The organism is Micromonospora sp. URMC 105, from assembly GCF_051386295.1.
Lineage (GTDB): Bacteria > Actinomycetota > Actinomycetes > Mycobacteriales > Micromonosporaceae > Micromonospora.
On the sequence record NZ_JBPQTL010000003.1, the window covers coordinates 62866 to 82366 of the forward strand.

Annotated in this window: 22 protein-coding genes; 12 read left to right on the forward strand and 10 right to left on the reverse strand. The window is 72.7% G+C overall.

Annotated features, from left to right (window positions below; translation table 11 throughout):
• Window position 1 precedes the first annotated feature (1 nt).
• Both ACSNN7_RS01625 and ACSNN7_RS01630 read right to left on the reverse strand, forming a co-directional pair.
• On the reverse strand, window positions 2–874 hold the full coding sequence (locus tag ACSNN7_RS01625) for an EamA family transporter (protein WP_436678691.1): 873 nt from the start codon (window positions 872–874) through the stop codon (window positions 2–4).
• Between the two features lie 75 nt (window positions 875–949).
• Window positions 950–1594, reverse strand: a complete 645-nt coding sequence (locus ACSNN7_RS01630) for a mycothiol-dependent nitroreductase Rv2466c family protein (protein WP_436678692.1) — start codon at window positions 1592–1594, stop codon at window positions 950–952.
• A gap of 201 nt (window positions 1595–1795) precedes the next feature.
• Between ACSNN7_RS01630 and ACSNN7_RS01635 the strand changes: the two genes are divergently transcribed.
• Both ACSNN7_RS01635 and ACSNN7_RS01640 read left to right on the forward strand, forming a co-directional pair.
• Window positions 1796–2698 (forward strand): LysR substrate-binding domain-containing protein, encoded by a 903-nt coding sequence (locus tag ACSNN7_RS01635; RefSeq protein ID WP_436678693.1) that lies wholly within the window; start codon window positions 1796–1798, stop codon window positions 2696–2698.
• Between the two features lie 154 nt (window positions 2699–2852).
• Complete coding sequence (locus ACSNN7_RS01640) at window positions 2853–3188, forward strand: hypothetical protein (RefSeq protein WP_436678694.1); 336 nt, start codon at window positions 2853–2855, stop codon at window positions 3186–3188.
• Window positions 3189–3267: 79 nt separating this feature from the next.
• Here the strand turns inward: ACSNN7_RS01640 and ACSNN7_RS01645 are convergent, their stop codons facing one another.
• Entirely contained in the window at window positions 3268–3408 is a 141-nt protein-coding gene (locus ACSNN7_RS01645) for a hypothetical protein (RefSeq protein ID WP_436678695.1), read from the reverse strand.
• 226 nt (window positions 3409–3634) lie between these two features.
• A complete protein-coding gene (locus tag ACSNN7_RS01650) occupies window positions 3635–4624 on the reverse strand; it encodes a sigma-70 family RNA polymerase sigma factor (RefSeq protein ID WP_436678696.1) in 990 nt (329 codons plus the stop codon).
• 106 nt (window positions 4625–4730) lie between these two features.
• Between ACSNN7_RS01650 and ACSNN7_RS01655 the strand changes: the two genes are divergently transcribed.
• The 3 genes from ACSNN7_RS01655 (at window position 4731) to ygiD (ending at window position 6952) form a co-directional block, all read left to right on the forward strand.
• Window positions 4731–5360, forward strand: coding sequence for a maleylpyruvate isomerase family mycothiol-dependent enzyme (locus ACSNN7_RS01655; protein ID WP_436678697.1), 630 nt, complete (start codon window positions 4731–4733; stop codon window positions 5358–5360).
• Window positions 5361–5464: 104 nt separating this feature from the next.
• Window positions 5465–6004, forward strand: coding sequence for an RNA 2'-phosphotransferase (locus ACSNN7_RS01660; protein ID WP_436678698.1), 540 nt, complete (start codon window positions 5465–5467; stop codon window positions 6002–6004).
• Between the two features lie 78 nt (window positions 6005–6082).
• Window positions 6083–6952 (forward strand): 4,5-DOPA dioxygenase extradiol, encoded by an 870-nt coding sequence (gene ygiD, locus ACSNN7_RS01665; protein ID WP_436678699.1) that lies wholly within the window; start codon window positions 6083–6085, stop codon window positions 6950–6952.
• Here the strand turns inward: ygiD and ACSNN7_RS01670 are convergent.
• Window positions 6949–7605 carry a TetR/AcrR family transcriptional regulator gene (locus ACSNN7_RS01670; protein ID WP_436678700.1) on the reverse strand — a complete coding sequence of 219 codons (657 nt, stop codon included), beginning with the start codon at window positions 7603–7605 and terminating at the stop codon, window positions 6949–6951. The two genes, ygiD and ACSNN7_RS01670, sit on opposite strands and share 4 nt — an antisense overlap.
• Window positions 7602–8816, reverse strand: a complete 1215-nt coding sequence (locus tag ACSNN7_RS01675; RefSeq protein ID WP_436678701.1) for an acyl-CoA dehydrogenase family protein — start codon at window positions 8814–8816, stop codon at window positions 7602–7604. Before ACSNN7_RS01675 ends, ACSNN7_RS01670 begins: the two co-directional genes overlap by 4 nt.
• Window positions 8817–8937: 121 nt before the next feature.
• On the opposite strand from ACSNN7_RS01675, the gene ACSNN7_RS01680 reads away from it, so the two are divergent.
• The 6 genes from ACSNN7_RS01680 to ACSNN7_RS01705 all read left to right on the forward strand — a co-directional run bounded on the left by ACSNN7_RS01680 (window position 8938) and on the right by ACSNN7_RS01705 (window position 14819).
• A complete protein-coding gene (locus tag ACSNN7_RS01680) occupies window positions 8938–9690 on the forward strand; it encodes an SDR family NAD(P)-dependent oxidoreductase (protein ID WP_436678806.1) in 753 nt (250 codons plus the stop codon).
• Window positions 9691–9924: 234 nt separating this feature from the next.
• Complete coding sequence (locus ACSNN7_RS01685) at window positions 9925–10755, forward strand: ABC transporter ATP-binding protein (RefSeq protein ID WP_436678702.1); 831 nt, start codon at window positions 9925–9927, stop codon at window positions 10753–10755.
• Window positions 10752–11468, forward strand: coding sequence for an ABC transporter ATP-binding protein (locus ACSNN7_RS01690; protein WP_436678703.1), 717 nt, complete (start codon window positions 10752–10754; stop codon window positions 11466–11468). The genes ACSNN7_RS01685 and ACSNN7_RS01690 overlap by 4 nt, the downstream gene beginning before the upstream one ends.
• A 25-nt stretch (window positions 11469–11493) precedes the next feature.
• Window positions 11494–12372: a branched-chain amino acid ABC transporter permease gene (locus ACSNN7_RS01695; protein WP_436678704.1), complete on the forward strand. Its 879-nt coding sequence runs from the start codon at window positions 11494–11496 to the stop codon at window positions 12370–12372.
• Entirely contained in the window at window positions 12369–13508 is a 1140-nt protein-coding gene (locus ACSNN7_RS01700; RefSeq protein ID WP_436678705.1) for a branched-chain amino acid ABC transporter permease, read from the forward strand. Before ACSNN7_RS01695 ends, ACSNN7_RS01700 begins: the two co-directional genes overlap by 4 nt.
• Before the next feature lie 39 nt (window positions 13509–13547).
• The gene (locus tag ACSNN7_RS01705) at window positions 13548–14819 is read left to right on the forward strand and encodes an ABC transporter substrate-binding protein (RefSeq protein WP_436678706.1); all 1272 of its coding nucleotides are present in this window, start codon (window positions 13548–13550) and stop codon (window positions 14817–14819) included.
• A gap of 79 nt (window positions 14820–14898) precedes the next feature.
• Here the strand turns inward: ACSNN7_RS01705 and ACSNN7_RS01710 are convergent, their stop codons facing one another.
• A complete protein-coding gene (locus ACSNN7_RS01710) occupies window positions 14899–15351 on the reverse strand; it encodes a MaoC family dehydratase (RefSeq protein ID WP_436678707.1) in 453 nt (150 codons plus the stop codon).
• Between the two features lie 157 nt (window positions 15352–15508).
• On the opposite strand from ACSNN7_RS01710, the gene ACSNN7_RS01715 reads away from it, so the two are divergent.
• On the forward strand, window positions 15509–16135 hold the full coding sequence (locus ACSNN7_RS01715) for a TetR/AcrR family transcriptional regulator (protein WP_436678708.1): 627 nt from the start codon (window positions 15509–15511) through the stop codon (window positions 16133–16135).
• Between the two features lie 114 nt (window positions 16136–16249).
• Here ACSNN7_RS01715 and ACSNN7_RS01720 read toward each other — a convergent pair whose 3' ends face one another.
• Genes ACSNN7_RS01720 through ACSNN7_RS01730 form a run of 3 tightly spaced genes read right to left on the reverse strand, consistent with a single transcriptional unit; the run spans window position 16250 to window position 19483 of the window.
• Window positions 16250–17659, reverse strand: a complete 1410-nt coding sequence (locus ACSNN7_RS01720) for a GH1 family beta-glucosidase (protein ID WP_436678709.1) — start codon at window positions 17657–17659, stop codon at window positions 16250–16252.
• Between the two features lie 5 nt (window positions 17660–17664).
• Window positions 17665–18504: a carbohydrate ABC transporter permease gene (locus ACSNN7_RS01725; RefSeq protein WP_436678710.1), complete on the reverse strand. Its 840-nt coding sequence runs from the start codon at window positions 18502–18504 to the stop codon at window positions 17665–17667.
• A complete protein-coding gene (locus tag ACSNN7_RS01730; RefSeq protein WP_436678711.1) occupies window positions 18497–19483 on the reverse strand; it encodes a carbohydrate ABC transporter permease in 987 nt (328 codons plus the stop codon). Before ACSNN7_RS01730 ends, ACSNN7_RS01725 begins: the two co-directional genes overlap by 8 nt.
• Between the last annotated feature and the right edge of the window lie 18 nt (window positions 19484–19501).

The window sequence follows — 19501 nt, forward strand, 5'->3', positions numbered from 1 at the left end:
GCTACCGCCGTGAGCCGGGTGGTCGCGTCTGCGCGAGCAGCACGGCGACGATGATCGCGATGACGCCGACGATCTGGACGGTGGCGAGCTTCTGGCGCAAGAACAGGTAGCCGAGGAGGGTCGCGACGATCGGGCTGCCCAGGGCGAGGAAGGAGACCGCCAGTGCGGGCAGGCGCTCGATCCCGCGGAACCACAGCGCGTAGCTGAGAACGGCGCCGAACGAGGTGAGGTAGGCGAACCCGAGCAGGTTGGTCCCGGTGAGAGCGGCCGGCAGCCCTTCGAGGATCAGCGTGAACGGCAGGGACACCAGTCCGCCGGCGATCAGTTGCCATGCGGTGAAAGGCAGCAGTCCCACCCGGTCCGGGCGTCCCCACCGCTTGGTCAGCGTGATGCCGACGGCCATGCAGGCCGCCCCGGCGAGCGCTGCAACCACACCCACGGTGCTCAGAGCCCCGGTCCGCCTGATCACCAGCATCGCGACACCGGCGGCGCCCAGCAGACAGGCCACCACGTGCGTGCCCCGGATCTTGTCACCGATGAGCAGCGCCGACAGGATCAGGACGATCATCGGCTGCACGGCCATGACCATCGCCGCGATGCCGCCGGGCAGACGGTAGGCCGCGACGAAGAGCAGGACGTTGAACGCGCCGATGTTGAGCGTGCCGAGCACCAACGACCGCCACCACCACGGCCCGGTCGGCAGCAGGCACGTGAGGGCCAGCAGGACCAGGCCCCCGGGAAGCGCCCGGACGGTGGTGGCCAGCAGTGGCCGGTCCGGTGGCAACCATTCGGTCGTCACCAGGTACGTGCTTCCCCAGATCGCCGGCGCGAGCGCCGTGACGCCTGCGGTGAGGAGGTGATGGCCGCCCCTCATACCGCCCCGCCTTTCGTGCCGAGAGTTCGGGCGCCGCCCTCGGGCGCCGTGCAGGCGCTCACGATCGATCTGCTGCTAGTCGAAGCGGGCATCGCGGTCGCGAGTCCGCTTGAGCTCGAAGAAGCCGTCGGTGCCGGTCAGGGCGAGGACGCCGTCCCAGAGCCGGCCGGCGGCCTCGCCGCGCGGTGCCGGAGACATCACCGGCCCGAAGAACGCGATGCGTTCGCCGCTGGGCCCGGGAACGTGGATGACCGGAGTGCCGACCTCCGAGCCGACCGGGTCCATCCCGGCGTGATGACTCTCCCGCAGCGCCCGGTCATGCTGGGTCGAGTCCGCCGCGCCGGCGAGCTCCGCCGGCAGGTCGACGTCGGCGAGCGAGGCGAGAATCATGTCCTGGCCCAGGCCCGCCCTGTGGTGATGAATCCGGGTGGCCATCGCGATGTAGAGCGCCCGCAGCGCCTCGGGGCCGTGCTGCTGTTCGGCGGCGATGCAGACACGCACCGCCCCCCAGCCCTCGACCATCGCCGTGCGGTACTTCTCCGGCACCTCACGGCCCTCGTTGAGCACCGAGAGGCTCATCACGTGGAAACGTGTCGCGACGGGTCGGACCTGTTCGACCTCGAACAGCCAGCGGGAGGCGATCCAGGCCCAGGGGCAGCGGGGATCGACCCAGATGTCGGCAACGGTCCTGGCCGGCCTTTCCTGGGCAGCGATGGTCATGGTGGGGCGTCCTTTCGGGTGAGGTGGGTCGCCGTCGGCTGCACGCGGTCATCGACGCCGAGATCACGCGAAGACCGGTCGACGCGGCTCCGGCCGGACCACGGCTGTGCCGTCCCGGTCGTGTCCTGAGCATCACCCGGAATGGATCGATGAGTCCAACACATGTTTGTCACGCCATCGATCGCCGACCAAGATGGATCGATGGAGCTCCAGCAGATGCGCTACGTCATCGCCGTCGCCGAGACGAACAGCTTCACCCGGGCTGCCGAGCGGTGCCTGGTGGTCCAGTCCGCGCTCAGCCACCAGATCGCGCGCCTGGAACGGGAACTGGGCGCGAGGCTCTTCGAGCGCACCAGCCGGCGGGTCCGGCTGACCCCGGCCGGCACCGCCTTCCTGCCCGCCGCCCGTCAGTGCCTGGACGCTGCGGAGCGCGCGGCCGCCGAAGTCGCCGCGGCCGTTGGTGAGGTGCGTGGGCGCCTGGCGGTCGGCCTGATCCCCACCGTTGCCGCGGTCGACCTCCCCGGCGTCCTGCGCGACTTCCGCCAGCGGTATCCGTCCGTACGCATCAACCTTCGCGTCGGCGCGAGCGAGGACCTCGTCGAGCAGGTCAAGCAGGGCAGCGTCGAGGTGGCCTTCCTCGGCCTGCCCACCACGGCCCGGCCCGAGGGCGTCAACGCCCGTGAACTCGCCCGTGATCGGCTCGTCGCCGTGGTCGCCCCGGACCATCCCCTCGCTGCGGAGTCAGCGGTCAGCCTGCGTCGGCTCTCCTCCGAGGTGTTCGTGGACCTGCCGGCCAAGACCGCCGGGCGGAGCCAGTCCGATCAGGCCTTTGCGGCCGCCGGTCTCGTCCGCGATGTCGCCTTCGAGGTGACCACCGCGTACCTCATGTCCCGCCTGGTCGAGCAGGGACTCGCCGTGGCCATGCTGCCGTCCGCCTACGCGCCGCAGCTCAGCGGAGTGGCCATCATCGAGGTCACGGACGCGCCGGCCCGCGTCGAGTACGTCATCTGGAGCCGGTCCGACCGTACGCCTGCGGCGAACGCCTTCCTCGCCATCCTCGGCGTCCACGCCGACGACGCTGAAGTCGTGAGTGACGGTCGCTGATCAGCACCTCGTCGGGATGGTCACCTCAACCAGGGCCAGGCTGCCCGTGGTCGCCCGGTCGGCGTTCGATCGTCGCCGCCGGCAGGCGGTTCGGGCATCACGACCGATTGAGCGCGCCCTTCCGCACCGAAGCTGGCGTCGGCATGCTGGCGGGATGGAGAACCCGCCCGTATCCGCACCGCTCACCCTGCATCTGTACTGCAGGATTGACGTGGTGATCACCGACGCTCACGCTCTAACCGACGGCGCTGTCGCCGAGCTGCATGCGGCAGATGTCGACTGGTCGAAGGAAGACGACGATCTCCAAGCGGCAACTGCAGAACTGCGAGGCAGCGTCGCCTTCTCGCTCGGAGCCGTGGCGGACGTCGGTCGCCTGGTCGACGGCGTGCCTGGCGTCGAGTTTCGAGGCGGCGTGTGTTGGGCCGAGCCGGGTCCGCCTCGGGAGACGTTCGCCCCAGCGGGACAGCAGGAGGGCCGACAGCAGCCCTGATCTCTGTCAGGTACGGGCCGACCGCTCGGGTCTGTGAGGGCATGTGCCGGTGGTTGAGCATCAGTGCCGGGTCCGCGCGTCAGTGAGGCGGCCGGCAGCCGACTACGGTCGCCGGCCGGCCGGCCCGCACCAGCTCCAGCACCTGGTCGACCGGCAGGGCGGGCATCCGGTGACCGTCGCGGCCGGTCATGTCGTCGTTGACGAACAACGCGTTGAGCACCGCCTCCTCGACCCCTGCACGACCGCTTCGAAGAACCGGTCGATGAACCTGCAGGGCACGCAGGGGTCCTTCGCTCAAGACGAAGAATGGTACTCATCACTCCACCGCGCGGCGTCCTCTCGATGGCGTGACGCTCGTCCGTGGACCGCTCGAGCTGTGCTGCCTGCTCCGAATTCTCGCCCCAGGCGCGCCGGCGACCCGCCGGCGCCGCACCGGTACGACTGGCTCAGGCCGTCGGCACCGGATCGGTCGACCGGGCAGGGGGACCGAACAGCGGCAGCAGCCGGTCCGCGTCGAGGTAGGTGGTGATCCCGCGTACCCACCGGCCGGACAGCTCCAGGACGACCAGCCCGAACGGCCGGTGAACGCCGTCGGGCCCCGGCCGGGTCTGCCAGAACGCCGGTGACCCGTTCGCCGCGGTGGCCACCAGCCGCGACCCCGCACACGAGGCCGCCGGGTCGGACAGGGCCTGCGCGATCGCGTCCCGGCCCCGCAGCCACCACCGGAACGGCGGCATCGACATGGTGGCGTCGGCGTGCAGCAGGGCCACCAGGGCCGGTACGTCGTGGCGCTCGAACGCGGTGCAGTAGCGGGTCAGCAGCTCACGCTGGGCCGCCTCGGTGGGCGGGGACGACTCCCCGGGAGTGGGGCCGACCGCCCGCAGGGTGGACCGGGCCCGCTGCAGCGCGCTGTTCACCGACGCGACGCTGGCGCCCAGCAGGTGCGCCACCTCGTCGGCCCGCCAGCAGAGCACGTCGCGCAGGATCAGCACGGCCCGCTGCCGGGGCGGCAGGTGTTGCAGCGCGGCGACGAACGCCAGCCGGATCGTCTCGCGTCGCAGCGCCACCTCGGCCGGGTCGCCGTACCCGGGCAGCACCCGGTCGTCCGGGACCGGCTGGACCCAGACGTGCTCCGGCTCCGGCGCGCCGATGGCCGTACCGGGCTCCGCGGCGGGGCCGAGGTCCATCGCCCGGGCCCGCCGTTGCGCGCTGCGCAGCATGTCCAGGCAGACGTTCGTCGCGATGCGGTAGACCCAGGTCCGCAGGGACCCGCGGGCCGTGTCGTGACGGTCCGACGCGCGCCAGGCCCGGGTCAGCGTCTCCTGCACGGCGTCCTCGGCCTCGAAACCGGAGCCGAGCATCCGGTAGCAGAAGCCGGTCAGCTCGGTTCGCAGCATCTCCACCGGGACGTCGTGGCCGGCCGGTCTCTCCCGCACCCGCCGACCATACGCCCACCGGCCGATGAGTTCGGCGCCTGCGGTCCGTATCCCCTCCGAGGACCCCGGTGGACGGGGTCGACGGAGCGGACGGAAGGAACCCCGGATGACCGACGACGAGCTGCGCGCCGCAGTGGTGGCGGAACGGACCGAACAGGCCGAGCTGCTGGCGGCGCTGCCACCTGATCGGTGGGACGCGCCGACACTCTGCGACGGGTGGCGGGTGCGGGAGGTCGTCGCCCACACCACGATGCCGTTCCGGACCTCGCTCGGGCGGACGCTGGTGGAGCTGGCCAGGGCGCGCGGCAACATCAACCGGATGGCCGACCGCACCGCCCGCCGCGACGCCGCCACCCTCTCGCCCGAGCAGTTGCTCGCGGCGGTGCGGGAGAACATCGGCCACCGGTGGACGCCGCCGGGCGGAGGGGTCCACGGCGCGCTCTCGCACGACGTCATCCACGGCCTGGACATCACCGTCGGCCTCGGGCTGGACCGCCGCGTTCCGCCGGAACGGGTCGCCCTGGTCCTGGCCGGCATGTCGCCCCGCAACGTCGCGTTCTTCGGTACGGACCTGACCGGCGTCCAGCTCCGGGCGACCGACCTCGACTGGAGCCACGGCGAGGGCACACCCGTGCGGGGCCTCGCCCAGGATCTGCTCCTGGCGGTCTGCGGGCGCAAGCTCCCGCCCGGCCGGCTCGACGGCGCGGCGGCGATCCGATTCACCCGGCCGGGGTGACGACGGGTGCCGTAGCGGGGGAGGGCCGCGCCGCGCCTCGGCCCGCCCCGGTGCCTGCGGCAATCCCGTCGCCGCCGCACGCGGCCATGGTCGACAATGGCCCGATGGACGATCGGGCGCTGGTGCGGCTGAGCAAGCGGATGTCGTTGGCGTTGCGGCACGAGCCCGCCCGGTTCGGCCTGGCCCCGGACCGGGCCGGCTGGGTGGCCCTGGACGACCTGCTCGCCGCCATGCGGATCTCGCGCGCCGATCTCGACGCGGTCGTTGCCGGCAACGACAAGCAGCGCTTCGCCGTCGAGCGGGGCGCCGACGGCGTCGAGCGGATCCGCGCCAACCAGGGCCACTCCATCCCGGTCGACCTGCAGCTGGAGCCCACCACGCCACCCGAGCGCCTCTACCACGGCACCGGCGCGGCCGCGCTGGACTCGATCCGGGCCACCGGCCTGCACCGGGGCGGGCGGCACCACGTACACCTGTCGCCGGACGTGGCGACGGCCCGGCGGGTCGGTGCCCGCCGCGACGGCGCGGTGGTGGTGCTCGCGGTCGACGCCGCGGCGATGGCCCGCGACGGGCACGTCTTCTACCGCAGCGCGAACGGGGTGTGGCTGACCGACGCGGTGCCCGCGGCCTACCTCGTCGGCTGACGGGGCGTACCGGCCTGAACCGCCGCGACGCCCGCCCCCGCCGGACTACCCTCGGACCACGGCACGGAGGGGAGCGGCATGAGCGGTCAGCAGGGTCCCGGCATGATGCCCGCCGCGTTCTTCGGCCACGGCAACCCGATGAACGCCCTGGAGGTCAACCGGTACACCTCGGCCTGGCGGGCGTTCGGCCGGGCGGTGCCCCGGCCCCGGGCGATCCTGGTGGTCTCGGCGCACTGGTACATCGGCGCGACCGCCGTCACCGCGATGCCCCGGCCGCGCACGATCCACGACTTCTACGGCTTCCCGCAGCAGCTGTTCGACGTCCGGTACCCGGCGCCGGGCCTGCCGGAGCTGGCCGAGGAGGTCAGTGATCTGGTCCATCCGACCTGGGTGGGCGCCGACGTCGACTCGTGGGGCATCGACCACGGCACCTGGTCGGTGCTGACCCACGCGTTTCCCGAGGCGGACGTCCCGGTGGTGCAGCTGAGCATCAATGCGTTCAAGGGGCTGGACTACCACCTGGGGCTCGGCGCCCAGCTCGCGCCGCTGCGCGAGCGCGGGGTGCTCGTCGTGGCCAGCGGCAACGTGGTGCACAACCTGGGCGGGGTCGACCCGATGCTGGGCGACCGGGGTTTCGACTGGGCGCGGCGCTTCGACGAGGCGGCCCGCGAGGTGATGCTCGACGAGCCCACCGAGGCGGCCCGGCTGGACGCCCACCGCGACTTCGGCTGCGCGGTGCCGACGCCGGACCACTTCATCCCGCTGCTCTACCTCGCCGGCATCGCCGGGGCGACCAGGTCCACCCCCGAGGTGCTGGTGCACGGGTACGCGTACGGGTCGCTGTCGATGACCGCGTACACGGTGGGGTTGTCCTGCCAGGCTGGTGACCAGCCGGCGGGCGCGCCGTCGCTGCCGGCCGGCGTACCGGCCGACTCGGCGAACATCTAGCCCGCTGCGGGATGCGCGGGCTCGGGCTGCGCCGGGGCGCGCAGGCCGTCGACGAAGAGCGTGACCAGCTGCTGGCCGACCTCGGTGAAGGTCAGCGGCCCGTCCGGGTGGAACCAGGTGTGGATGTTGCCCAGCGCGCTGAGGAACGTGTGGGTGACCACCGTGGCGGAGAGGTCGGTGCGGACCACGCCGGCCAGCTGGCCCTCGTGCACGAGGTCCCGGAACAGGTCGTGGTAGCGGCGGCGCTCCCGGCGGGTGGCCTCGGCGTGCTCGTCGTCGAGCAGGTGCGCCGAGCGGGCCCAGACGGTCAGCTCGGCGAGGTGCTCGGCGGTGTGCGCGACGACGTCGAGGGCCGCCGCGTGCAGCCGCTCCCGCACCGGCCCGTCGCCCGCGGCGATCTCGGCCAGCCGCTCGGTCTGCTCCGCGAGCAGTTCGCGGTAGATGCTGGTGAGCAGCTCGGACTTGGAGCCGAACCAGTGGTAGAGCGCGCCCTTGGTGACCTCCGCCGCCGCCACGATCTCCTGCACGCTCGTCGCCTCGTAGCCGCGCCGGGCGAACAGTTCGGTGGCGGCCGCGACGATGCTCTGCCGCGCCGAGCCGCGCGGCGCCCGTCGCCGCTCCGGCGCGACGGCGGACCCGGTCGCCACCGTCACCGCGACTCCCGGTGGCGGCGGATCTCCCGGCGGGCCACGTCGCGCACGTGCACCTCGTCGGGGCCGTCGGCGATGCGCAGGGTACGGGCGCCCGCGTACATCGCCGCGAGCGGGAAGTCGTCGGAGACGCCGGCGCCGCCGTGCACCTGGATGGCCCGGTCGATCACCTCCAGCGCCACGCGCGGGGCGATCACCTTGATCGCGGCGATCTCGGTGCGGGCGGCCTTGGCGCCGTACCGGTCGATCATCCAGGCCGCCTTGAGGGTGAGCAGGCGCGCCTGCTCGATCGCCATCCGCGACTCGGCGATCTGCTGCTGCACCACGCCCTGCTGGGCCAGCTCCTGGCCGAAGGCGACCCGGGTGGTGGCGCGCTGCACCAGCAGGCTCAGCGCCCGCTCGGCCAGGCCGATGGCGCGCATGCAGTGGTGGATGCGGCCGGGGCCGAGGCGGGCCTGGGCGAGGGCGAACCCGCCGCCCTCCTCGCCGAGCAGGTGCGACACCGGCACCCGTACGTCGGTGAAGACCACCTCGCCGTGGCCGTGCTGGTCGTGGTAGCCGAAGACGGGCAGCGAGCGGACCACCTCGACGCCGGGGGTGTCGACCGGCACCAGGATCATCGACTGCTGCCGGTGGGTGTCGGCCGACGGGTCGGTCTTGCCCATCACGATCATGACGGCGCAGCGCGGGTCGGCGATGCCGGTGGTCCACCACTTGCGCCCGTTGACGACGTACGAGTCGCCGTCGCGTTCGATGCGGGTGCGGACGTTGGTGGCGTCGCTGGAGGCCACGTCCGGCTCGGTCATCGCGAACGCGGACCGGATCCGGCCGTCGAGCAGCGGGCGCAGCCAGCGTTCCTTCTGCTCGTCGGTGCCGAACATGTGCAGGATCTCCATGTTGCCGGTGTCCGGGGCGGCGCAGTTGACGGCCTCCGGGGCGATGTCGATCGAGCGGCCGGTCAGCTCGGCGAGCGGGGCGTACTCCAGGTTGCTCAGCCCGGAGACGTCGGGCAGGAACAGGTTCCAAAGGTCCCGGCGGCGTGCCTCGGCCTTGAGCTCCTCGACGACGGCGGGCAGGTGGTGGCGCTTGCCGGCCGCGGTGAGCTCGGCGCGCTGGGCGGCGTAGACGGCCTCGGCCGGGTAGACGTGCTCGTCCATGAACTCCTGCAGCCGCTTGAGGTACTCGGCGGACCGTGCGGTCGGTTCGAAGTCCATGGCTGCCTCCCCATTGACGCGCGTGTCGGCGGCTCGCTACGGTCGCCGGACGCCGAACATACCGGCTGGTCGGTATGGCGTCCAGAGCACCGCGAACGTGAGGAGCACCAGGGTGAGCGTGATGGACCGGTTCCGCCTCGACGGGAAGGTCGCCGTCGTGACCGGCGCCTCCTCCGGCCTGGGGGTGTCGTTCGCCCGCGCGCTCGCCGAGGCCGGCGCCGACGTGGTGCTCGGCGCCCGCCGCGTCGAGCGCCTGCCGGAGACGGGCGCGCTGGTCGAGGCGGCCGGCCGCCGGTACGCGGCCCGCGCCACCGACGTCAGCCGGCCCGAGGACTGCGAGGCGCTGGTCGCCACCGCGATCGAGCACTTCGGACGGGTGGACGTGCTGGTCAACAACGCCGGGGTCGGCACCGCCGTGCCCGCCTCCCGGGAGACGCCGGAGCAGTTCCGCGCCGTCGTCGACGTGAACCTGATGGGCAGCTACTGGATGGCCCAGGCGTTCGCCCGGGCGGCGACGGGCGGCGGCGCCATCGTCAACATCTCCAGCGTCATCGGCCTGCGCCCCGGCGGCATCCCGCAGGCCGCGTACGCGTCCAGCAAGGCCGGCGTCATCGGCCTGACCCGCGACCTGGCGGCGCAGTGGACCGGCCGCAAGGGCATCCGGGTCAACTGCATCGCCCCCGGCTTCTTCGCCTCGGAGATGAGCGACCAGTTGGAGCCGGGCACCTTCGAGATGGTCAAGGCGCTCGCCCCGGCCGGGCGGCTCGGCGAGCACGAGGAGCTCGCCGCCACGCTGATCTGGCTGGCCAGCGACGCCTCGTCGTACGTCACCGGGGTGACCGTCCCCGTCGACGGCGGTCTCGTCATGCCGTGACCTGCAGGCCGGAGAAACCTTTGCACGGCAAGTGCATGAGTTTCGCCGAACAGGACCGGCAGGGGACCGGGTCGCAGAGCAATGTCCGGATACGACACCTCGACATCACAGCGTCGTAACAAGCCATTGACGCTCACCGCTTGAAAAGTACACTCCCGGTGTAATAATCGCCTCCACGCTTCGCCCGAGCCGCACCGCGCATCCCCCCGCCGCCGTGTCCCGTAAGAGGTGAAGATGAGCCCACCCCCCACCGACGGCATCGATCTGGTGCTGCGCGACGTCGGCGTCCGGTTCGGCGGACTGGTCGCGCTGGACGGCGTCTCGATGCGGGTGCCGCCCGGCCGGATCGTCGGCGTGATCGGCCCCAACGGCGCCGGCAAGACCACGCTGTTCAACGTGGTCTGCGGCTTCGTCCCGCCGACCAGCGGATCGCTCACCGTCGACGGCCGGCCGTTCCGCCCCCGCCCGCACCGGCTCACCCGCCTCGGTATCGCCCGCACGCTGCAGGGCGTCGGCCTTTTTCCCGGCCTCACCGTCGTGGAGAACGTCATGGCCGGCGCCAGCCACGCCGCCCGGGCCGGCTTCGCCACCGCCCTGTTCGGCCTGCCCCGCAGCGACCGGGACGAACGGCGGCTGCGCGCGGAGGCCCTCGACCTGCTCACCGAGCTGGGCGTCGCGCGGCACGCCGCCGCGTCACCCGGCACCCTGCCGTACGCCGTGCGCAAGCGGGTCGCCCTCGCCCGCGCCCTGATCGCCCGGCCCCGCCTGCTGCTGCTCGACGAGCCGGCTGGCGGGCTCGGCGCCGAGGACATCGCCGAGCTGGCCGACCTCGTCACCGCACTGCCCGGCCGCGCGGACGGCGCCTGCTCGATCATGCTCGTCGAGCACCACATGGACCTGGTCATGTCCGTCTGCCACGAGATCGTGGTGCTCGACTTCGGCCGGGTCATCGCCACCGGCACCCCCGAGCAGGTACGCGACGACCGGCTGGTGACCGAGGCGTACCTCGGCGCCGACGTCCCGGCCGGCGCGACCGGCACCGCCGGCCCGGTGGTCACGCCGTGAGCGCGCTCCTGGAGGTCGACGCGCTCAGCTCCGGCTACGGACCGGTGCCGGTACTGCGCGAGGTCACCTTCGCCGTGCCGACCGGGACCATCGCCGCCGTGCTCGGCGCCAACGGCGCCGGCAAGACGACCCTGCTGCGGACCCTGTCCGGCCTGCTGCGCCCCACCGCCGGCCAGGTCCGCTACGACGGCGCGGACCTGCGCGGCGTCCGCGTCGAGGCGCTGGTCCGGCGCGGCCTGGCGCACGTGCCGGAGGGACGCGGCATCGTCGCCGAGCTGACCGTCGAGGAGAACCTGCGCCTCGGCGGGCTGTGGCGCCGCGACCGGGCCGACGCCCGGCGCGCCCAGGACGAGGTGTACGAGCTGTTCCAGCCGCTGGCCCGGCGGCGGCGGCACGCCGGGCACCAGCTCTCCGGCGGGGAACGGCAGATGCTCGCCCTCGGCCGGGCGCTGATCGCCCGGCCCCGGCTGCTGCTGCTCGACGAGCCGTCGCTCGGCCTCGCGCCCCGGGTCACCGCGCAGATCATGGCGCTGCTGCGCCGGCTCTGCGACGACAGCGGGCTGACCGTCCTGCTCGTCGAGCAGAACGTGCGCAGCGCCCTCTCGGTCGCCGACCAGGGGGTGGTGATGTCCCTGGGCCGCGTCGTCACGGCCACCCCGGCGGCGCAGCTGCGCGACGACGACACACTGCGCCACGCGTACCTCGGGTTCTGACCACCGGAGTAGGAAGGATCGGCGGGTGGACCGGTTTCTGTTCCTCACCTTCGACGGACTCTCCACCGGCGCCGTCTACGCGGCGTTCGCGCTCGCCCTGGTGCTGATCTGGCGGGCGGCCCGTCTGGTCAACTTCGCCCAGGGCGCGATGGCGGTGGCGACGGCCTACGTCGGCTATGCGGTGGCCTCCGCCACCGGTTCGTACTGGCTCGGCCTCGGTGCGGCCGTCCTCGCCGGCCTGGCGCTCGGCGCGCTGGTCGAACGGGTGCTGATGCGCTTCGTCGGGCACGCCAACCCGCTCAACGACGTCATCGTCGCCCTCGGCCTGGTGCTGCTGATCCAGGCGGTGCTCGGCATCGTCTTCGGCAACGAGTACCGGCCGGCCGCCGCGCCGTTCGACACCGACGCCCTGTCGATCGGCGGGATCGCCGCCCTGTCCCCGTACGACCTGTGGGTGCTCGGCGCCGTCCTGGTGGTCGTGGTGGCGCTCGCGCTGCTGTTCACCCGTACCCCGATCGGCCTGCGGATGCGGGCCTCCGCCTTCGCCCCCGAGGTGTCCCGGCTGCTCGGGGTGAACGTCGCCCGGATGCTCACGATCGGGTGGGCGCTGGCCGCCGCGGTCGGCGCCCTCGCCGGCATGCTGGTCATCCCCACCGGGCTGGGGCTGCACCCGCACGCGATGGACCTGGTCTTCGTCGTCGCGTTCACCGCCGCCGTCGTGGGCGGCCTGGACAGCCCGGCCGGGGCGGTGGTCGGCGGCCTGCTGGTCGGCCTGATCCTCTCCTACGTCACCGGCTACCTCGGCCCGGACACCACGCCGCTGGCCGTCCTCGTCCTGCTGCTGGCGGTCCTGCTGGTCCGCCCGGGCGGGCTCTTCTCCAGCGCGAGAGCGAGGCACGTGTGACCACCACCGAGCCCCAGGTGTCCGAGAAGGACCCGTCGACCACCCGGCCGTCACCGCTGCGCCGGCTGCTGCCCGGCCCGCCGGGCGCCGCCCCGGCGCGGGGTGCCACCCTGCTGCACCACCTGGTCCCGGCCGTGCTCGCCGGCACGCTCGTCGTGCTGCTGACCAACCAGTTGCCGCCGTACCAGAACCTCCAGGTGGCCCGGGTCTGCGCGTTCCTCTGCGTCACCGCCGGCTACACCGTCCTGGTCGGGCTCAACGGACAGCTCTCCCTCGGGCACGGGGCCCTGATGGCGACCGGGGCGTACACCGTCGCGCTGGTCCAGCGGGCCTTCGAGGCGCGGACGGTGCAGGGCCGATGGATCCTGCCGCTGTCCCTGCTGGCCGCCGTGGCGATGACCGCGGCGGCCGGGCTGGTCATCGGGCTGGCCGCCGCCCGGCTGCGCGGGCCGTACCTGGCCGGCGTCACCCTCACCGTCGCCACCCTGGTCCCGGCGATCACCACGATCTTCATCGGCACCTTCAACGGCGAGCAGGGACTGCGCTTCCCGGCGGAGACGCCACCGGCGTTCCTCGGCGCGTACTTCCAGCCGGAGCGCTGGCTGGCCTGGATCGCGCTGTTCGCCGCGCTGACCACCATGGTGCTGATGGCGAACCTGGTGCGCAGCCGGTTCGGCCGGTCGCTGCGCGCCGTCCGCGACGACGAGGTGGCCGCCCGCCTCGCCGGCATCCACGTGGCCCGCAACCAGGTGCTCGCCTTCGTGGTCAGCGCCGCCTGCGCCGGCCTGGGCGGGGGCGTGTACGCGGTGCTGACCGCCACCGTGGCCCCCGGCAAGTTCGCCCTCGAACTGTCGCTGTTCCTGCTGATGGCCATCGTGATCGGCGGGCTGGGCAGCCTCGCCGGCGCGGTCTGGGGCGCGATCCTGCTGGTCGCCCTGCAGGACCTGCCGAGCCTCGTCACCGAGACCTTCACCCTGCCGGCGGGCCTGGCCCAGCGGCTGGAGGGCAACCTGGCCCTGGCCGTGTTCGGTCTCGTCCTGATCGTCGTCATGCTCGTCGCCCCGGGCGGCGTGCAGGGCGCCGTCCGCACGCTCACCGCACGGCTGAGGCCGCGCCGGCGGGCACCGAGCCGCTGACTCCACCGTCGCACCCCCGTCGCACCGGACAGGAGAACCATGCATCCCACCGCACGGCGCGCTCTCGCGGCCGCCGCCACCCTCACTCTGCTGGCCGGCGCGTCGGCCTGCGCCAACGACGAGAAGCAGGCGGCCGAGAACGTCCCCGGCGTCACCGACACCGAGGTCGTCATCGGCACCCACCAGCCGCTCACCGGTCCCGCCGCGCCCGGCTACTCCCGGATCTCCGCCGCTGCCAAGGCGTACTTCGAGCACGTCAACAGCAAGGGCGGGGTGAACGGGCGGAAGATCGTCTACAAGGCGGTGGACGACGGCTACAACCCGGCGAACACCGAGAACGTGGTCCGCAAGCTGGTCCTCGACGACAAGGTCTTCGCCCTGCTCGGCGGGCTCGGCACGCCGACGCACACCAGCGTGCTGGAGTTCGTGAAGACCCAGAAGGTGCCCGACCTCTTCGTCTCCTCCGGCAGCCGCAACTGGAACCAGCCGGAGAAGTACCCGACCACCTTCGGCTGGCAGCCCGACTACACCGTCGAGGGCAAGATCCTGGCCACCTTCGTCAAGCAGCAGTTCCCGGGCCAGAAGGTCTGCCACTTCGGGCAGAACGACGACTTCGGCCGCGACTCCCTGGCCGGGGTGGAGAAGGTCCTCGGGCCGGTGGCCGTCAAGCAGACCTACACCACCACCAACCAGCAGGTCGGCCCGGCGATCGGGGCGCTGAAGGCGGCCGGCTGCCAGGTGGTGATCGCGGCGACCATCCCCGGTTTCACCGCCCTGGCCATGGGCCAGGCCGCCGGTCAGGGGTTCCGGGCGCAGTGGGTGGTGTCCAACGTGGGCGCCGACTACACCACGCTCTCCACCCAGCTCGGCGACAAGAAGGTGATCCTCGAGGGCATGATCGCCGACAACTACCTGCCGATGGCCAACGACCAGAGCGATCCGTGGATCCAGGCGTACACCAGGATCCACCAGCAGTACAACGCCGCCAACCCGATCGACGGCAACGCCGTCTACGGCTACTCGATGGCGTACACCTTCGTGCAGGCGCTGCTCGCCGCCGGCAAGGACCTGACCCGCGAGAAGCTCATCGAGGCGGTGCGCAAGGGCGGCTTCACCGGCCCCGGCCTCACCCCGTTCCGCTACAGCGCGGACGTCCACGCCGGCTACAGCGGCGTGCGGATGAACAAGGTGCAGAACGGCGTCCAGGCGTACTTCGGTCCGACCTACACCACCGACGACGGTGACGCCCCCGTCACGGAGCTGACCGGGGCGCCGGTGGCGCCGCCGGCGGACGCGATCCCGACCAGCTGATCCGCGAGCGCCGCCGGTCGCGCACGCGGCGCGGCGGGTCCGGCCCGGGCCGCCACCGTCCGGTGGCGGCCCGGGCTGCTCAGACGTAGACGCGGGCGAGCGTCCGGGCGACGCAGCACGGCTTGTCGCCGCCCTCGCGTTCCAGGGTCACCTCGTTGGTCACCTGGAGCCCGCCACCGACCGGCTCCACCGCGAGCAGCACGACCCCGGCCCGGACCCGGCTGCCGGTGGGCAGCGGGGCGGGGAAGCGCACCCGGTCCAGTCCGTAGTTGACGCCCATCCGGACACCCTCGACCCGGTAGACCTCGGCGCCGAGCGCGGGCAGCAGCGACAACATCAGGAACCCGTGCGCGACCGTGCCCCCGAACGGCCCGCTGCGCGCCCGCTCGGGGTCGACGTGGATCCACTGCCGGTCCCCGGTGGCCTCGGCGAACGCGTCGACCTGGGCCTGGTCGACCACGTGCCAGTCGCTGTAGCCGAGGTGGTCGCCGACCGCCTTGGTGAGCTCGTCGGGAGTGGCGAAAACTCTCATCGTCGGTCCTCCGTGCCGTCCAACAGGTGCACCTACGGTGCGCATTGTCGGCCCGCCGTGTCAACGGATCGACCGCACCGGTGCCCTGCGACCCGCAGTTGGCGGATGTCGATACACTGCCGGTGCAGTTTTCTCCGTCAGGACAGGGGACCGTCGCATGATCGACGTGGACGCCGGTGCGCCGGCGCGGGTGGACGGGCGTTCGGCGCGCGCCGAGCGTACCCGTAGCGCCATCGTCGACGCGCACCTCGCGCTGATCGACGAGGGCGACCTGCGGCCCACCGGGGAGCGCATCGCCGAGCGCGCCGGGGTGTCGCTGCGGACCCTGTGGACCAACTTCAAGGACATGGAGACCCTCTTCGCCGCGACCGGGCGGCGGGTCGGTGAACGGCAGGAGGCACTGGTCCGGCCGATCCCACCGGAGCTGCCGCTCACCCGGCGGATCGCGGAGTTCAGCGCCCAGCGCGCCCGGATGCTGGAGGTGCTGGCCCCCTCGGCCCGCGCCTCCGCGCTGCGCGAGCCCTTCTCGCCGCAGCTGCGCCGCAACCGCGAGGGCAACATCGCCCGGGTACGCGGCGAGATCGAGACCGTCTTCGGCCCGGAGCTGGCGCACGCCGGGCCGGACCGCGCGCAGCTGCTCGACGCGCTGACCGTGGCGAGCACCTGGTCGGCCTGGTCGATGATGCGCGACGCGATGGGCCTGGACGTCGAGGCGGCACGGGCCACCCTGGCGCGGACGATCGCGGCACTGCTCGTCGACGCCATCGCCGCCGGGCTGCGCTGACCCACCGGACGCGGCCGCCCGGGTTCCTTCCGGCCGGAGTGCCCGCCGGTCCCGGCGGCACCGATGTGCACGGTACCGCCGGGACCGCTGACGGCCGGCGACGGACTCCCTCCGTCAGCCGCGCGCCGGGACCGCCTCGCTCGACCCGGCCAGCCGCTGGTGGGCGCGGATCAGCTCGGCGTAGCGCAGGCCGCTGGCCTTGACCGTGCGTTGCTGGGTGGCGTAGTCGACGTGCACCAGACCGAAGCGCTTGTCGTAGCCGTACGCCCACTCGAAGTTGTCCAGCAGGGACCAGGCGAAGTAGCCGTCGATCGGGACGCCCCGCTCCCGCGCCGCCGCGCAGGCCGCCAGGTGCCCCTCCAGGTACGCGGTCCGTTCCCGGTCCTCGACGGTGCCGTCCGGGGTGACCCGGTCGGGCCAGGCCGCCCCGCTCTCGGTGACCATGATCCGCGCCGGGGCGTACTCCTCGGTGACCGCGACCAGCAGCTGCTCCAGCCCGGCCGGGTACGCCTCCCAGCCCATCGCCGTCTGCGTCGCGCCCGGCACGGGCACCTGCCGCGCGTACGGCGCCGGCCCGTCCGGGTCGTCGGCCACCACCTGGCGGAAGTAGTAGTTGACGCCCAGGAAGTCGGTCGGCGTGGCGATGACGGCCAGGTCGTCGCCGCGCACCGGAGGCTCCACCTCGTACGTGGCGAGCATGTCCGCCGGATAGCCGCGGCCGTGCAGCGGGTCCAGCCACCACCGGTTGACGTGACCGTCCATCCGCCGCGCCGCAGCCACGTCCGCCGGCCGGTCGCTCGCCGGCTCGCAGGGGCTGAGGTTGAGCACCGGGCCGATCGACGCCGGCCGGGCGGCGTGCGCCCGCACCGCCCGGGTGGCCAGCCCGTGCCCGAGCAGCAGGTGGTGGGCGGCGCGGACCGCCCGGCCCAGGTCCCGCTCGCCGGGCGCCATCAGCCCCTCCAGGTGACCGATCCAGGCCACGCAGAGCGGCTCGTTGACGGTGCACCAGTCGGTGACCCGGTCGCCGAGCCGCGCGGCCACGACGGCGGCGTAGTCGGCGAAGGCCTCGGCGGTCGACCGCTCCGGCCAGCCACCCCGGTCCTGCAACGCCTGCGGCAGGTCCCAGTGGTACAGCGTCGCGACGGGCCGGATGCCGTCCGCCAGCAGGGCGTCCACCAGCCGGTCGTAGAAGTCCAGGCCCGCCGGGTTCACCCGGCCGACGCCGTCGGGCCGCACTCGGGGCCAGGCCACCGAGAACCGGTACGCCCCGACGCCGAGCTGCCGCATCAGCGCCACGTCCTGCGGCCAGCGGTGGTAGTGGTCGCAGGCCACCGCCCCGGTGTCGCCGTTGTCGACCGCACCCGGCACCTCACAGAAGGTGTCCCAGATGGACGGGGCGCGGCCGTCGACGCGCACGGCGCCCTCGATCTGGTACGCCGAGGTGGCCACGCCCCAGCGGAAGTCGGGCGGCAGCTTGGACAGGTCGGGCACGGGTCGGTTCTCCTTGCGAGGTTCGGTGGACATGGGTCCTACTTGACGGCGCCGGCGGTGAGGCCGGCGACGAAGTAGCGCTGCAACGCCAGGAAGCCGGCCACGACCGGCACGCTGACCACCAGCGAGGCGGCCATCACCTGGTTCCAGTAGACGTTGAACTGGGTGGAGTAGCCCTGCAGGCCGACGGCGAGGGTGCGGCTGCCCTCGTCGGTCATCACCGAGGCGAAGAGCACCTCGCCCCAGGCGGTCATGAAGGCGTACACGGTGACCGCGACGATGCCCGGCACCGCCGCCGGCAGGATCACCTGGAACAGGGTGCGCAGCGGCCCGGCCCCGTCGACCTGCGCAGCCTCGTCGAGCTCGCGGGGGATCGAGTCGAAGTACCCGACCAGCATCCAGATCGAGAACGGCAGCGAGAAGGTCAGGTACGTGATGACCAGGCCGGTGCGGCTGGCGTAGAGCGCGATGCCGGTGGCGTTGCCCAGGTTGACGTAGATCAGGAACAGCGGCAGCAGGAAGAGGATGCCGGGGAACATCTGGGTGGAGAGCACGGTCACCGAGAACAGCCCCCGGCCCCGGAACCGGTACCGGCTCACCGCGAACGCGGCGAAGATCGCCACGGAGACCGACAGGACCGCCGCCACGCTGGACACGACCAGGCTGTTGACCAGGTAACGGCCCAGCGGCACGGTCGACCACATGTCCACGAACGCCTGCGCGGTGGGGCGTCGCGGCCACCAGGTGAAGGCGTTCTGCACGTCCTGCAGCGGCTTCATGGCGCTGCTGGCCATCACGTACAGCGGCACCAGCACGAAGACCGCGAGCAGGGTCAGCACCACCCGGCGGCTCCAGCGCTCGGCGGCGGTCTCACGCATCGTTCCTCCGGCGGTTGGTGATCAGCAGGTATCCGGCGGTGACCGCGAGCAGGAACAGCAGCAGCGCCACCGACATCGCCGACCCGGAGCCGAAGTCCCAGGTCTTGAACGAGCTGCGGTAGATGTGGATGGAGATCAGGTTCGCCTCGTCCGGTGCCGAGCCGCCGAAGAGCACGTACGGGGTGTTGAAGTCGTTGAAGGTCCACAGGAAGAGCACCAGCAGCAGGACCAGGTTCACCGGCCGCAGCATCGGCAGGGTCACCGAGCGCAGCCGCCGCCAGAAGCCGGCCCCGTCCACGGCGGCGGCCTCGTACAGGTCGCCGGGGATGTTCTGCAGGCCGGCCATCACGCAGAGGAACGCGAACGGCCAGGTCCGCCAGATCGACACCACCAGCAGCGCGAAGAAGCTGTTGCCGCCGATCAGCCAGAACGGCTTGTCGTCGAGCAGGTGCAGCTGGTCGACCAGGACGTGGTTGACCAGGCCGGTGTCGCGCTGGAAGAGGAAGCTCCAGGTGATCACCGCGGTGTAGACCGGCAGCGCGTACGGGGTGAGGAACAGCGCGCGCAGCAGGCCGCGCCCGCGGAACGGGCGTTGCAGCAGCACGGCCGCGGTGGTGCCGAGCAGCCAGGAGAGCCCGACCGAGGCGATCGTGTAGACGACGGTCACCCAGAACGAGTGCAGCAGGTCGGCCCCGGCGGCGGAGTCTACGTCGAGCACGACGCGGTAGTTGTCCAGGCCGACGAAGGGCGCGGTCGACCAGTCGCGGATGTGGAACTGGGTCAGCTCCAGCAGGCTCATCCACGCGCCGACGGCCATCGGCACCACGTGCACGGCCAGTTCCAGCACGACGGCCGGAGCGAGCAGCAGGTACGGCAGCAGCGTCCGACGGGAGCGGCGGCGTCGGCCCGGCGCGGTGCCGGCGGCGTCGGCCGGCCGGTCGGGCCCGGCGACGGCGCGGGGGGTGGTGCGGGTTGCCATCGAGGTCCTCTCGCTGAG

Coding starts and splice junctions, on each gene's coding strand:
- ACSNN7_RS01680 (WP_436678806.1), top strand. CDS start 8,938: ATGGACCGGTTCCGCCTCGACGGGAAGGTCGCCGTCGTGACCGGCGCC.
- ACSNN7_RS01655 (WP_436678697.1), top strand. CDS start 4,731: ATGACCGACGACGAGCTGCGCGCCGCAGTGGTGGCGGAACGGACCGAA.
- ACSNN7_RS01685 (WP_436678702.1), top strand. CDS start 9,925: ATGAGCCCACCCCCCACCGACGGCATCGATCTGGTGCTGCGCGACGTC.
- ACSNN7_RS01635 (WP_436678693.1), top strand. CDS start 1,796: ATGGAGCTCCAGCAGATGCGCTACGTCATCGCCGTCGCCGAGACGAAC.
- ACSNN7_RS01625 (WP_436678691.1), bottom strand. CDS start 874: ATGAGGGGCGGCCATCACCTCCTCACCGCAGGCGTCACGGCGCTCGCG.
- ACSNN7_RS01675 (WP_436678701.1), bottom strand. CDS start 8,816: ATGGACTTCGAACCGACCGCACGGTCCGCCGAGTACCTCAAGCGGCTG.
- ACSNN7_RS01705 (WP_436678706.1), top strand. CDS start 13,548: ATGCATCCCACCGCACGGCGCGCTCTCGCGGCCGCCGCCACCCTCACT.
- ACSNN7_RS01720 (WP_436678709.1), bottom strand. CDS start 17,659: ATGTCCACCGAACCTCGCAAGGAGAACCGACCCGTGCCCGACCTGTCC.
- ACSNN7_RS01660 (WP_436678698.1), top strand. CDS start 5,465: ATGGACGATCGGGCGCTGGTGCGGCTGAGCAAGCGGATGTCGTTGGCG.
- ACSNN7_RS01715 (WP_436678708.1), top strand. CDS start 15,509: ATGATCGACGTGGACGCCGGTGCGCCGGCGCGGGTGGACGGGCGTTCG.
- ACSNN7_RS01630 (WP_436678692.1), bottom strand. CDS start 1,594: ATGACCATCGCTGCCCAGGAAAGGCCGGCCAGGACCGTTGCCGACATC.
- ACSNN7_RS01710 (WP_436678707.1), bottom strand. CDS start 15,351: ATGAGAGTTTTCGCCACTCCCGACGAGCTCACCAAGGCGGTCGGCGAC.
- ACSNN7_RS01640 (WP_436678694.1), top strand. CDS start 2,853: ATGGAGAACCCGCCCGTATCCGCACCGCTCACCCTGCATCTGTACTGC.
- ygiD (WP_436678699.1), top strand. CDS start 6,083: ATGAGCGGTCAGCAGGGTCCCGGCATGATGCCCGCCGCGTTCTTCGGC.
- ACSNN7_RS01730 (WP_436678711.1), bottom strand. CDS start 19,483: ATGGCAACCCGCACCACCCCCCGCGCCGTCGCCGGGCCCGACCGGCCG.
- ACSNN7_RS01725 (WP_436678710.1), bottom strand. CDS start 18,504: ATGCGTGAGACCGCCGCCGAGCGCTGGAGCCGCCGGGTGGTGCTGACC.